The sequence below is a fragment of the Pseudomonas sp. NPDC089554 genome (genome assembly GCF_050280645.1).
In the GTDB taxonomy this organism is placed as follows: domain Bacteria; phylum Pseudomonadota; class Gammaproteobacteria; order Pseudomonadales; family Pseudomonadaceae; genus Aquipseudomonas.
In genome coordinates this window covers 12,379-25,485 of record NZ_JBNNVR010000044.1, presented here as the reverse complement: position 1 = coordinate 25,485, position 13,107 = coordinate 12,379, and the positions used below count along the sequence as shown (strand labels likewise).

General features: G+C 66.0%; 8 protein-coding genes. 5 read left to right on the top strand and 3 right to left on the bottom strand.

Annotation, left to right across the window (positions count from 1 at the left end):
- Window position 1 precedes the first annotated feature (1 nt).
- From ACQKPE_RS14665 to ACQKPE_RS14655, 3 genes are read right to left on the bottom strand one after another with little or no spacing between them, the layout of a single operon-like run.
- Window positions 2-865: a carbohydrate ABC transporter permease gene (locus ACQKPE_RS14665; protein WP_427666904.1), complete on the bottom strand. Its 864-nt coding sequence runs from the start codon at window positions 863-865 to the stop codon at window positions 2-4.
- Complete coding sequence (locus tag ACQKPE_RS14660; RefSeq protein ID WP_427666903.1) at window positions 862-1,959, bottom strand: ABC transporter ATP-binding protein; 1,098 nt, start codon at window positions 1,957-1,959, stop codon at window positions 862-864. The genes ACQKPE_RS14665 and ACQKPE_RS14660 overlap by 4 nt, the downstream gene beginning before the upstream one ends.
- On the bottom strand, window positions 1,959-3,053 hold the full coding sequence (locus ACQKPE_RS14655; protein ID WP_427666902.1) for an ABC transporter ATP-binding protein: 1,095 nt from the start codon (window positions 3,051-3,053) through the stop codon (window positions 1,959-1,961). The genes ACQKPE_RS14660 and ACQKPE_RS14655 overlap by 1 nt, the downstream gene beginning before the upstream one ends.
- Before the next feature lie 232 nt (window positions 3,054-3,285).
- Here ACQKPE_RS14655 and ACQKPE_RS14650 point away from each other — a divergent pair, with 232 nt between their 5' ends.
- The 5 genes from ACQKPE_RS14650 (at window position 3,286) to ACQKPE_RS14630 (ending at window position 13,031) form a co-directional block, all read left to right on the top strand.
- Entirely contained in the window at window positions 3,286-5,049 is a 1,764-nt protein-coding gene (locus tag ACQKPE_RS14650; RefSeq protein WP_427666900.1) for a sigma-54-dependent Fis family transcriptional regulator, read from the top strand.
- Window positions 5,050-5,150: 101 nt separating this feature from the next.
- Window positions 5,151-9,995 (top strand): dermonecrotic toxin domain-containing protein, encoded by a 4,845-nt coding sequence (locus tag ACQKPE_RS14645; RefSeq protein WP_427666898.1) that lies wholly within the window; start codon window positions 5,151-5,153, stop codon window positions 9,993-9,995.
- A gap of 259 nt (window positions 9,996-10,254) precedes the next feature.
- Entirely contained in the window at window positions 10,255-11,568 is a 1,314-nt protein-coding gene (locus ACQKPE_RS14640; protein WP_427666897.1) for a C4-dicarboxylate transporter DctA, read from the top strand.
- Window positions 11,569-11,620: 52 nt separating this feature from the next.
- The gene (locus tag ACQKPE_RS14635) at window positions 11,621-12,325 is read left to right on the top strand and encodes a FadR/GntR family transcriptional regulator (protein ID WP_427666896.1); all 705 of its coding nucleotides are present in this window, start codon (window positions 11,621-11,623) and stop codon (window positions 12,323-12,325) included.
- Window positions 12,326-12,341: 16 nt separating this feature from the next.
- Window positions 12,342-13,031, top strand: a complete 690-nt coding sequence (locus tag ACQKPE_RS14630) for a GntR family transcriptional regulator (RefSeq protein ID WP_427666895.1) — start codon at window positions 12,342-12,344, stop codon at window positions 13,029-13,031.
- The last annotated feature ends 76 nt before the right edge of the window (window positions 13,032-13,107 follow it).

Below are 13,107 nucleotides of genomic sequence, written 5' to 3'. Positions count from 1 at the left end.
CCTAGTCCTTATCGGAGTGGGTCATGGCGGTATAGAACAGCCAGGACACCAGCAGGATGATCAGGAAATACACCAGCGAGAACGCCGCCGCCGGCCCCAGGTCGAACTGCCCCACCGCCATGCGCGTGAGGGTCTGGCTCAGGAAGGTGGTGGCGTTGCCCGGCCCGCCACCGGTAAGCACGAACGGCTCGGTGTAGATCATGAAGCTGTCCATGAAGCGCAGCATCACGGCAATCAGCAGCACGTTCTTCAACTTGGGCAACTGGATGTGCCGGAACACCGCCCAGTTCGAGGCGCGGTCGATTCGCGCCGCCTGGTAGTAGACGTCGGGGATCGCACGCAAGCCGGAGTAACACAGCAGCGCCACCAGCGAGGTCCAGTGCCAGACGTCCATCACCAGCACGGTGATCCAGGCATCGAACGGGTCGCCGGCATAGTTGTAGTTGACCCCGACCTTGGCCAAGGTAGCGCCGAGCAGTCCGATGTCGGCGCGGCCGAAGATCTGCCAGATGGTGCCCACCACGTTCCACGGGATCAGCAGCGGAATGGCCATGACGATCAGGCACACCGAGGCCATGCGCCCGCGGGTGGGCATGGTCAGGGCGATGGCGATACCCAGCGGGATCTCGATCAGCAGCACGCAGCCTGAATAGATGAACTGGCGCAGCAAGGCATCGTGCAGGGCCGGGTCGCGCAGCACCTGGCGGTACCAGTCGGCGCCGACGAAGTAGCGGTTGGACGCGTCGAAGATGTCCTGCACCGAATAGTTGACCACGGTCATCATCGGTATCACGGCGCTGAACGCCACCAGCAGGAACACCGGCAGCACCAGCCACCAGGCCTTGTTGTTCTGCACCTTGTTCATGGCTGCGCCTCCAGCAGGACATCGTCGACATAAAGCATCAGCCACTGCGCCGGCAAACCGACCCACGCCCGCCCTTCAGGCAGCGGGCGGTCCTCGCCCAGGCGCGCCTTGAGGGTAATGCCGGCAAGTTCCAGGGTGACGATGCGGTAGGTGCCAAGGTCCTCCACGTCCACCACCTGGGCCTCGAAGGTGTCGTCTAGGGGGCGATCCCAGAGCTGCACGAACTCCGGGCGGATGCCCACTTGCAGGCGCCCACCCGAGGTCTGCGCCAGGCGCTCGCGCAAGCCTTCCGGCAGCGCCAGGTGCAGGCCACCGAAGCTCACGCCATCGGCCTCGGCGCGCACGTCGATCAGGTTCATGCCGGGGCTGCCGATGAAGTAGCCGACGAAGGTGTGTCGGGGCCGCTCGAACAGCTCGCGCGGAGTACCGAACTGGACGATGCGTCCGCCGTGCATCACCGCGATCTTGTCGGCGAAGGTCGAGGCCTCCAGCTGGTCGTGGGTGACGTAGATCATGGTGATGTTGAATTGCTCGTGGATCTGCTTGAGCTTGCGCCGCAGCTTCCACTTCAGGTGTGGGTCGATCACCGTCAGCGGCTCGTCGAAGAGGATCGCCGACACGTCGTCGCGCACCAGGCCCCGGCCCATGGAGACCTTCTGCTTTTCATCGGCACTGAGGTTGCGCGCCTTCTTTTTCAGCACGCCGCCCAGGTCGAGCACCTCGGCCACCTCCTCGACCCGCGCCCTCACCCGAGCCTCGTCCAGGCCCTGGTTACGCAAGGGGAAGGCCAGGTTGTCGAACACGCTCATGGTGTCGTACACCACCGGGAACTGGAACACCTGGGCGATGTTGCGCTCCTGGGGCGACAGGCCGTTGACCGGCTTGCCATCGAACAGCACCTGGCCGTGGGAAGGGCTGAGCAGGCCGGAAATGATATTGAGCAAGGTCGACTTGCCGCAGCCCGAAGGCCCCAGCAAGGCATAAGCACCGCCCTGCTCCCAGACATGTTCCAGCTCATGCAGGGCGTAGTCGGCCGCCTCAAGGGGCTGGCGGCTGTAGCTGTGAGCCAGTTGCTGCAGGCGGATCTCGGCCATCAGGCACTCCTCGCCTGGCGCAGGCCCGGGGCCTGCACCAGTTGCCCGGCGCTGTCGAAGACGAACAGCTTGTGAGTGGGGATGAACACCGGCACCTGGGTGTCCACCTGGTATTCGTGCACGCCCGGCAAGTGCAGGATCATCCGCCAGTGCTCGTTGCGCACATGCAGGAAGGTTTCCGAGCCGCTGATCTCGGCCAGTTCCACCTGCACCGAAAGCTCCAGGTCGTCGTCATGGGACGGCACCAGGGTGATGTGGCTGGGGCGCACGCCGAAGCGGTAATCGCCGTCGGCCAGGCTGCTTAAATCGGCCGTGCGGGCGAAATGCACGGTGCCGGCCAGGCTCACTTCGTTGCCGGTAATGCGCCCCGGCACCAGGTTGATCGGCGGTTCGCTGAACAGCTCGGCGGCCAGCACGTTGCGCGGCTTGTGGTAGACCTCGGCGGTGGGGCCGCTCTGCACGATGCGGCCTTCGTGCAACAGGGTGGTGGTGCCGCCCAGGGCCAGGGCCTCGTTGGGCTCGGTGGTGGCGTACACGGCAATGCAGTTGCGCGCGGCGAACAGCTCGCGCAGCTCCTGGCGCAGACCTTCGCGCAGCTTGTAGTCGAGGTTGACCAGCGGCTCGTCGAACAGGATCAACGACGCGTCCTTGACCAGCGCACGGGCCATCGCCGTGCGCTGCTGCTGGCCACCCGAAAGCTCCAGGGGCAGGCGACCCAGGTAGGGCTCGATGCGCAGCATGCTGGCGGTTTCCTGCACGCGGCGGCGAATCTCGTCCTCGGCCATGCGCGCCTGGCGCAGTGGCGAGGCGATGTTCTCGAACACGGTCAGGGTCGGGTAGTTGATGAACTGCTGGTAGACCATCGAAACGTTACGCTGGCGCACCGGCACGCCAGTGACGTCCTCGCCATTCATCAGCACCCGCCCGCTGTCGGGGCGGTCGAGGCCGGCCATCAGGCGCATCAGGCTGGTCTTGCCGGCCAGGGTACGGCCGAGCAGTACGTTGAACGAGCCAGGCTCGAAACGCAGGCTGGCTTCGGCGATCCAGGCCTGGTTGTCGACATGGCGGCTAACTTGCTCCAGCACCAGGGTCATGGTGGGGCCTTTTTGTGATTGTTTGCGCCGAATGGAGCCAGAACCATGCCAGTTCGCTGCAACCGCTCTGGCGCGCCGTTTGGTCGAAAAGCCGAGGTATCGGCCTGTTCACCTGCGAACGAAAATGAACAGTTTCGCTGAACAACTGAACACTCGAGACATTGACAATGAACAGTCCTGGACGACACTTGAGGACGGTCCCTGACAACAACAATTCACACAGGACAGGCCCATGGCCGCCACTATGACCCACGCACACCTGATCCAGGCTTCCTGGGCCCGCTGCCGCGAGCACGGCCTGCAACCGCACAACGCACCGGACTTCGACTGCCTCACCGGCGCCGAGCTCGGCGCCCTTCTCGAGCGTCGCCAGGCCTTGCTGCAACTGACCCGCGACGACGTGCTGCCGCGCTACGACCACCTGCTCACCAACTCCAGCTACCTGGTAATGCTGGCCGACGCCAGCGGCTGCCTGCTCGATGCCTGGGGCACGCGGCGCTTCGTCGAACCGCACCAGCAGCATGGCTTCGTCGCCGGCGCGCACTGGCATGAACGCGGAGTCGGCACCAACGCCTTGGGCACCGCACTGGTGTGCGGCGAGGCGATCCACGTCGGCCAGGACGAGCATTTCCTGCGCCAGAACCGCTACATGGCCAGCGCCGCCGCGCCGCTGTTCGATGCCGAGCGCCGCCTGGTGGGCGTGCTCGACGTGTCCAGCGACGGCTATCTGCCCGCCGCGCAAACCCTGGGCCTGGTGCGCATGATGAGCCAAGGCCTGGAGAACCGCCTGATCCTTGCCCAGCAAGGCGACCAGCACGCTCAGTTGCTGTTCAACACCGCCCAGGACAACCTCGACAGCCCCTGGGCCGGGCTGCTGCTGTTCGATGACCGCGGGCGGGTGGTGGCGGCCAACCATCGCGCCGACAGCCTGCTCGGCCAGGACACCCTGCGCCATACCCTCGAGCAGTTGTTCCAGACGCCCCTGCGGCACATCCTCGAACAACCCGAAGGCCACCCCTTCGCCCTGCACGCCACCGGCCGCCACCGGTTTCACTGCCAGTGGCGCGCCCCGCGCCAGGTCGCCGGCCGACCTACGCCCAGCGAGGCCACCGACCCACGAGTGACAAAGGCCTTGCACCAGGCCGGGTTGCTGCTGGAAAAAGACATCCCGGTGCTGATCCAGGGCGAGACCGGGGTGGGCAAGGAGGTGTTCGTCAACGCCCTGCACAACGCCAGCAGCCGCGCCGGGCGGCCCCTGGTGGCCGTGAACTGCGCGGCGATCCCGGCAGAGCTGGTGGAGTCGGAGCTGTTCGGCTACGAAAAAGGCGCCTTCACCGGCGCGCACCACAAGGGCAACCCAGGGCTGATCCGCAAGGCCGACGGCGGCATCCTGTTCCTCGACGAGATCGGCGAGATGCCCCTGGCCACCCAGGCACGCCTGCTGCGTGTGCTGCAATCGCGCAGCATCCAGCCGCTGGGCAGCGGCGACCCGGTGCCGGTGGACATTCGCGTGGTCTCGGCGAGCAACCTGGACCTGGCCGCCGAAGTGCGCGCCGGGCGCTTTCGCCAGGACCTCTACTACCGCATCGCAGGTCTCGCCCTGGCGTTGCCGGCCCTGCGCGAACGCAGCGACCGCCGCGCCCTGATCGAGCAAGTGCATGGCCGCTACCGCGACCCCAGGCAGCCGACGCGCTTGCCCGAGGCGATCCTGGTATTGCTCGAACGCCACCCTTGGCCGGGCAACCTGCGCGAGCTGGTGAGTGTGATGCAAGTGGCGCTGGCCCTGGCCGGCGAAGGGCCGATCGGGTTGGAGCACCTGCCGCCGGGGTTTCTGGCCGAAGCCTGCGAACCGCTGCCTGAAGCGCCGGCCGAGGACGCCGATCTGCAAGCGCTGGTCAGCCGCAGCAACGGCAACCTGTCGGCGGTGGCGCGGGAACTGGGCATCAGCCGCACGACACTGTACAAGCGCCTGGGCGAGCAGAAGGCACTGTCCTAGCCGCATGCTGTCGGGGTGGCCCACCCCGACGTACCCCGCTACCACACACCCCGAGGTCATCCCCCTAACCTCGCGGCTCCGTCCCCCCAGGAGCCGCGACCATGTACCTCTCGCCCAACCTCGCCCTGATCGACCAGCGCCTGCCAAGCTGGCTGCGCAATGCATCGCCCGAGCGGCATGAACAACTCAAGCAGCGCGTGCTGCAAGGCCACCGGGCCTTTCGCGCACTGCGTCAGGCGCTGGAGCCGGTTCAGGGCATCCAGACGTTCTGCCGTCCCTTGCTGGATCAAGCCCTGGCCAACAATTTTCCCGAGCAAACTCTGCCGGATGTGCACACTGCCAGGGTGCGACTCGAGGACGACGGGCATACCCTGTCCTGGCTCGAAGCGGCCCTGCAGAACCTCGACGAAGCCTCGAACATCACCCTCTACGCGTCGCCCTACACCACCGAGCACCTGGCGCTGGACACCACCCGTTTCATCAAGACGATCCGCACCCTCGACCTGGGCCAGCGCTACCAGGACCACCTGCATGAGCACCTCGACACCGACGTCTTCCGAGCCCTGCTGCGCAATCAGGACCACGCCACCTTCGCCGCAACACTGACCCAAGCCCACCTGCAAGGTCTGCTCGACAGCCGCGGCGAACAACTGGGCGAGGCCGCGCTGGCGGACCTTGAGCATATCCCCTCCCCCGACGGCACCCAGCGCACGCTCGAATGCCACTACCTGAGCGTGTTCGGCATCCCCTTGAACGGCCCGCTGATACTGCGACTGACGCCTACTCGACGCACCGAACCCTGCCTGCTGTACATCCCCGGCGACCCCCAGGCCCCCTTGCGCCAGTACCCATCGCAACGTGCCCTGGGCCTGGCGCTGACCCGGCGCCTGTGGCAACACGAATACCGCGCGTTCTTCAGCCGCTTCGTCGCCCAGGCGCAGCAGCCCCTGTTCGTCGAGCGCCTGAGGAACACCTTGTTCCCTCACTACCCCTACGACACGCTGCAAACCGAGCCGCCGGTGCTGGAGAAAGGTGAGCACTTCGGTTGGCTGCGCCTGGCATTCCCGCCAGTACACGGGATCTGGCAGCAGACCCTGGACAAGAACGCCCGGCTACCCTGGACCTTGACGCCCTGGCCAGGCGGCGACTGTTTCAGCGCCAGGACCCGCAGCCATGTGGCACTGGCCCTGAGCGATGCTGCTGCGGTCGCCGTGCCCGTAGCGCAGCACGACGCCGCCGCCCGCCGTGCGCGTATCGAAAGTTGGCTGAAGCTGGGGCTTGGCGTGGCCAATGTCGCCGGGTTGCTGGTACCGGCCCTGGGGGAGCTGATGATGGTCGTGGGTGGCGCGCAACTGGTCGACGAATTTCTCGATGGCGTGCACGCCGCCAACGAAGGCGATGCCGACGCGGCGCTCAGCCACCTGTTCGACATCGTCCTGAACCTGGCCCAGGTGGCCGCGCTGGGCAGTGCCGAGTCGTTCAGCGAACCGGCAGGTGTGCTGCACGGCTGGCACGTGGCGGGCACAGGGGCGAAGGCTCGGCTGTGGAGCGGCGAGCTGGCGCCTTTCGCGCGCAGCGTCGAATGGTCTGAACAGACCGCACCCGCCATGGATGGCCTCATCGACTGGCAAGGCCACCGCTGGATCGAGCTGCAAGGCCAGAAACTGTCGATCGCCCGCGGCCCACAGGCCCGCTGGCGGCTGTCCGCCAGCCGCGCACATCGCCACCCGCCCACACTGCTGGGCAATACGCGCAGCCCATGGCTGCTCGAACACGAACGCCCGCTGAGCTGGCAAGGCCCGCCCCTGTTGCGCAGGCTGGCAATGGCGGCCACCACCCTGGATGACCAGGCCCTGCAACACGCACTGCGTTGCAGCGGGCACAACGAGGCCGAGGTACGTCAGTGGCTGCTCGACCATCAAACACCGCCAGCACGCATGCTCGATAGCCTCGAACTGTTCGGTGCCACACGCTTTCCCGCCGCGGCCCCTGCCTTGCCTGGCGATGAAGTGCTGGTCCGCGACTTCCCCTCCCTGAGCAGCAGGTCTCGCACTCAACTGCTCGGCGAAGCCAAACCCGTTGACCTGGCCGCCCTGCAACGCAGCGCTCGCCTGCCCCTGGCGTTGGCGGAAAGCGCTCGCTACCACCTGCGCGAAGCCAGGATCATGCGCGCCCTGGCAGCCTTCCATGGCCTGGGCGATGCAGCGCACGACCGCGACCTGCTGGCACTGGCCAACCTCGAGCGCCTGCCTGGCTGGACCGGCAACACCCGGGTGGAGCTGCGCGACATGCGCCCCGACGGCCCTCTGCTCAGCGCCGTCGGCGCTGAAGAGCTGCCCACCAAGCGGGTAGTGCGCAGTGAAAGCGGTTACCAACCGTTCGACGCCCTCGAACAATCCTTGGGTAACCCCTCAGACCTGTACCAGGCACTGCTGAACGCTCTGCCCGACGATGAGCGCATCGCCCTGGGCATGCAAATCCACGAACCCGGCACCTTGCGCGATACCCTGTTCGAGCTGGCCGCCAGCGACCGCGCGCGCACAGCACGAGCACTGGGCATGACCCCCATTCGCCCGATGTATCGATTGCCTACGCGCACCTTGTACGACACGCGGCTCGGCTACCGCCTGAGTGGCCGCAGCAGCGGCATGCTGAGCGACGACGAGCTGTTCGACCAGCTTTACCCCAGCCTCGACGCGACCGACCGGCAAACCTTGCGCCAGCGTCTGCGCGAGCAGGCCGGCGAGCAACCAGGGGCATTCGGCCGTCTACTCGAACAACAGCGCAGCGACTACCAACGCCTGGACAGCACGCTGGAGCGATGGATCGACGAGACCGGCGAGCTGTCGGGCGCCCCACTGGAGCTGCGCCGGGCCGCACGAAGCATCGCCGCCCAGCGCCTGCGCCGCGCCTGGCGACTGGAAACCGAAGGCGACCCGCTCGCCTCGATCGACTACGTGACCCTGGAGCTTCGCGCCAACCACCTTGGCGCCCTACCCGCCCTGCCCATTCATCTGGAGGGCGTGCGCCATCTGAGCCTCACCGGCATCCCTGCGATGGTCGACCTCGACAACCTCGGCGCGTTCCTGGAGGCCTTCCCCAGGCTGTCCGCCGTCGACCTGTGCGGCAACAACCTCATGCACCTGCCAGGACAGCTCGGCAATCTCGACCAATTGATTGCCCTGGACCTGTCGGAAAACCAACTGCAACTCGACAGCGGCCCCACCCTGGATGTGCTAAGCCGCCTCACTGGGCTGCTGCGCCTGAACCTCACCGATGCCGTCCAGGGCCTTCCTGTCGATGCCCTGGCGCGCCTGGCACAACTGCCGTCACTGCGCAGCTTCCAGGCGGACCTGAACAGCCTGAACCTGACCGACGCACATTTCGACGCGCTGGCGCAGTGGCCAGCGCTGCGCTCCATCAGCCTGGGCAACAACGACATCACCCTGACCGAGCAGAGCCGCAACGCCCTCGCCAGCCTTACCCAGCTCAGCGGCCTGTATCTGCACGACAACCCTTTGGGGCTCGCGCCCGACCTGACCGGTTGGCACAGCCTGGAAATACTGGACCTTCAGGACTGCGGGCTGGAAAATTGGCCACAGGGTCTGGAAGCGCTGATGCGTCGCGAGCCCCTGGCGCTACGCGACCTCGACCTCAGCGACAACCACCTCAGCGACGCACCGGCGTTGGCAGGCAGCAGTTTCTCCACGATGGTCAACAATGGCGGCACCGCCAACTTCAACTTCAACAACAACCCCTTCACACCTGACGCGATGGCGCGCTTGGCCGAGGCCTTCCAGGTGCCCGACGCACAGCCTGTCGCGACGGCTCCTTGGTATGCCGACTGGCCCGAGGCGCTGCGAGACCACGTCATCATGACCAGCCCCGATGTCGAATGGCAGCCGTTGTACGCCTTGTTCGACCGCCTTCCAGATACGTTCGAGTACATCGCCCATCCGCAGGCGTTTAACGCCCGTATGCAGCACGTGCTGCGCGTACTGAGCACCCCGGCGCAGGCGCAGGCCGGCGAAGGCTGGGGGCTGAGCGAAGTGCACCAGCAAATCAACGATCAGCTCAACGATGCCGCCCAGGCCTGCATCGACCAGGCCAGCCTGCTGTTCCAGCAAGTCGAAACCGACGTCATGCTGTGGCAGACCATGGCCAATGCCAGCAGCGCGGCCGAGAACGACGCCGTGGCCGTGGCCTGCCTCAACGCCCTGCTGCGCCAGCGCCTGCTGGACGAACGCATCGGCGCGCTCTACAACGCACGGATCGCCCGACGCCAGGCCCTCAGCGCCGCCACCGACGACGCCGCGCTGGAAGCTGCCCCCGCCCTGCATGCCGATGACGACATCCGCGACACATCGCTCACCGAGCCCAACTTCCTCCTCGACGAGCTGGAAATGGCACTCGCCGCGCGCATGCAACTACGCGACGCGCTCGGCCTGCCCCCTCAACCTGGCGACATTGCCTTCGGCCACCTCGCACGCCTGAGCGACGCGACCCTGGAACGCCTGGCCCAAGCCGTATCGAGCGAGGCTAGCGCCCAGCGCGTGGTGGATTGGGCACTGCAACAGCGGTTCTGGCAAACCTGGCTGCGCCGCCTAAGGCCACAGGAATTCACGCAGCAGGCCCGGGATTGGGAGGGCGCCAGCGAGTATCACAATGCACTCAGCGAAGCCGGGCCGCAGGGCGAGGCCTATCGTGGGCCAGCGGTTCCCGCAGGCTACATCGACGCCTTGCAAGGTGAACTGGGTGACGTGCCGGGACTGGTATGGAGCCTCGATGGCGTGGTGCAGCGGGTCGACCTGGTGTCCAACCGCTACCCCAACGAAAGTGCACTGTACCAACGCGCCAGCGAGCTGCTGTTGAGCAGTCGCCAGGTGCAGGAAACGGCATTGGCCAGGCGTCTGACCATGGAAATCGTGCAGGCACACACAAGCTGAATAAACGCGGCGCGACCGTCTCTACCGCCCTTCTGACCGAGGCGTGCTTCAGCCGCCTCGGCAGCTACTGGGTGAAAAAGCGCCTCGATCGTACGACAACTGGTCAGACCGGTAAGGCCAAAAATTCTTGCAATGTAGGAAGTTTCAGAGTTTTATGGGGCGGCAGTGAACAAACCGGTAAGACCACAATAATTAAGTCCTGCGCTCTTTGCCCCCGTGCCGGGCGCCGAAGCAAGGACACCGACCAGAGACTCCTCCCATGCTCAAATGGTGTTCGCGTTCAATCTTCCTGCAAGTCGTTCTAGGCCTTGTCCTCGGCGTGGCTTGCGGCCTCAGCTTTCCCGACCTTTCCCTTGAACTCAAACCCCTGGGCGACGGCTTCATCAAGCTGATCAAGATGCTCATCGGGGTGATCGTGTTCTGCGTGGTAGTCAGCGGTATCTCCGGTGCCGGCGACCTGAAGAAGGTCGGGCGCATCGGCTTGAAATCGGTGATCTATTTCGAGGTGCTCACCACCATCGCCCTGGTCATCGGCCTGGTGCTGGCCTTCTCCACCGGCATCGGCAGCGGCGCCAACATCCACCTTGACCAGCTATCCAGTGCCGACGCCAGCAGCCTGGCCGAGCGTGGCCAGCACATCAACGGCACGGCGGCATTCCTGATGGGGCTGATCCCGACCTCGGTGGTCGGCGCCTTTGCCGACAACAACATCCTGCAAGTGCTGCTGTTCGCCGTGCTGTTCGGCAGCGCGCTGAACCTGGTGGGCGAGTCGGCCTCGGGCATTTCGCGGCTGATCAACGAGCTGAGCCACGTGGTGTTCCGCATCATGGGCATGATCGTGCGCCTGGCGCCGCTGGGCGTGTTCGGCGCCATCGCCTTCACCACCAGCAAGTACGGCCTGGAGTCGCTGCAACACCTGGGCGGTCTGGTGGCGCTGTTCTACCTCACCTGCGCAGGCTTCGTGCTGTTGATCCTGGGTACCGTGATGCGCCTGTCGGGCCTGAAGCTGGTGCCGTTCATCAAGTACCTGCGCGAAGAGCTGACCATCGTCCTTGGCACCGCCTCCTCCGACGCCGTGCTGCCGCAGGTGATGCGCAAGCTGGAGCACCTGGGCATCGGCAGCTCCACCGTAGGCCTGGTGATTCCCACTGGCTACTCGTTCAACCTCGACGGGTTCTCCATCTACCTGACCCTGGCCATCGTGTTCATCGCCAACGCCACCGGCACGCCACTGGCCATGAGCGATTTGCTGACCATCCTGCTGGTGTCGCTGGTGACCTCCAAAGGTGCCCACGGTATCCCGGGCTCGGCGCTGGTGATCCTGGCCGCCACCCTCACTGCCGTGCCAGCGATTCCGGTGGTGGGCCTGGTACTGGTATTGGCGGTGGACTGGTTCATGGGCATTGGCCGGGCGCTGACCAACCTGATCGGCAACTGCGTCGCCACCGTGGCCATCGCGCGCTGGGAGCGTGATATCGACATGGAGCGTGCGCACAACGTACTGTCCGGCAAGCCTGGCTTCGCGCCCGTGCCTCGTACCAAGCAGGGCCATGCCCATCAACAGGAATTCTGAACCTGGCACAGCCGGCGCCCAGCGCCGGCCTACCAGCGTCAAGGAGCGAACCGTGATCAGCTCGTCGACCGTCGTCAATTCAGTGGTTGAGAAACTGCGCCAGGCCCTGGCCCGCGGCCAATGGCGCAGTGGTGAAATGCTACCCGGCCAGCGCGAACTGGCCGAACAGCTGGGTATCAGCCGCCCTAGCCTGCGCGAAGCGGTGACCGTGCTGGAAACCCTGGGCCTGGTGCGTTCTATGCCGGGCAAGGGCGTGCTGGTGCTCGACCCCGAGCTGGCCGACCCCGCTCAAGCCGCCGACGCGGGCCAAGCCGCCAGCCTGGCCGATGTGCTGGAGCTGCGCTACACCCTCGAGCCGTTCATAGCAGGCCTGGTGGCACAGTCGGCCGGCAACCAGGAAATCGGCCAACTGCGCCTGACCCTGATGGACATGCGCGAGGCCCTCGACGCCGACGACAGCGAGGCTGGCGCAGCGGCCTACATCGCCTTCCATGAAGCGCTGTTCGCCCTGACCACCAACCCGATCTTCCAGAGCGTGGTGCAGCAAACCAGCAATGCCCTCAAGCAAAGCACCGCGATGCTCCACGACTCCCCCGAGCACCTGGCCGCACGACTGGCCGAGAACGAAGCCGTGGTGCGCGCCATCCGCAGCCGCAACAGCGCCCAGGCCAGCGCGCAGATGCGCCAGCACATTCTTGCCGAAGGCCAGCGCATGGGCATCGAACTGAACATTCCCGATGAAGGCCCAGGGCAATGACCCGAGGAGAACGACCATGACCGCCTGCGCCGTCCCCCGCTTGCCCGAGCTGGTTCGTAGCACAGAACCCCGGCTGTCCGCCGAGCAAATCTACCCACGGCTGTTCGACGCCATCCTCGAGCAGCGCCTGCCGCCCGGCAGTGCTTTGCCCGAGCAAGCGCTGGGCAACGCTTTTGGTGTCAGCCGCACGGTCATCCGCCGGGTGCTGGGGCGGCTGTCCGATCAGCAGGTGGTGGTGCAGCGCCCCAGCCATACCGCGCACCTGGCCGCCCCCGATCCACAGCAGGCGCGCCAGGTGCTCAGCGCCCGGCGCCTGGCCGAGACCACCCTGATCAGCCTCGCCACCCAACGTGCCCGGCCGACGCAGATCCGCCAACTGCGCCAGTTGGTGGAGCGCGAGCGCCAGCACCACGAAAGCGGTGAACGCTGCACAGCCATTCGCCTGGGCGGCGAGTTCCACCTCAAGCTTGCACAGATGGCCAACAATGCACCGCTGGTGCGTTTTCTCAACGGCCTGGTGCCGATGACCTCGCTGATCATCGCCCGCTACGAATCGCCCTGCTGCGACCACTGCGCCTGGCAGGAACACACGGCGATCATCGATGCGGTGGAAAGCGGCGACGCGGCCCAGGCCCTGAGCCTGATGCACCAGCATCTGGACCGCCTGGAAGCCAAGCTGGACCTCGATCAGCCCGAACGCGCGTAACGCTTGCGATGTTCCATGGCGCCCAACGACGCTGCGCATTACCATGCGCAGCGCTTGCAGCATGCCATTGGAGGCC

Bases quoted from the DNA above. Each gene is read 5' to 3' on its own strand.
- ACQKPE_RS14665 (WP_427666904.1), bottom strand. From the start codon at position 865: ATGAACAAGGTGCAGAACAACAAGGCCTGGTGGCTGGTGCTGCCGGTG.
- ACQKPE_RS14660 (WP_427666903.1), bottom strand. From the start codon at position 1,959: ATGGCCGAGATCCGCCTGCAGCAACTGGCTCACAGCTACAGCCGCCAG.
- ACQKPE_RS14655 (WP_427666902.1), bottom strand. From the start codon at position 3,053: ATGACCCTGGTGCTGGAGCAAGTTAGCCGCCATGTCGACAACCAGGCC.
- ACQKPE_RS14650 (WP_427666900.1), top strand. From the start codon at position 3,286: ATGGCCGCCACTATGACCCACGCACACCTGATCCAGGCTTCCTGGGCC.
- ACQKPE_RS14645 (WP_427666898.1), top strand. From the start codon at position 5,151: ATGTACCTCTCGCCCAACCTCGCCCTGATCGACCAGCGCCTGCCAAGC.
- ACQKPE_RS14640 (WP_427666897.1), top strand. From the start codon at position 10,255: ATGCTCAAATGGTGTTCGCGTTCAATCTTCCTGCAAGTCGTTCTAGGC.
- ACQKPE_RS14630 (WP_427666895.1), top strand. From the start codon at position 12,342: ATGACCGCCTGCGCCGTCCCCCGCTTGCCCGAGCTGGTTCGTAGCACA.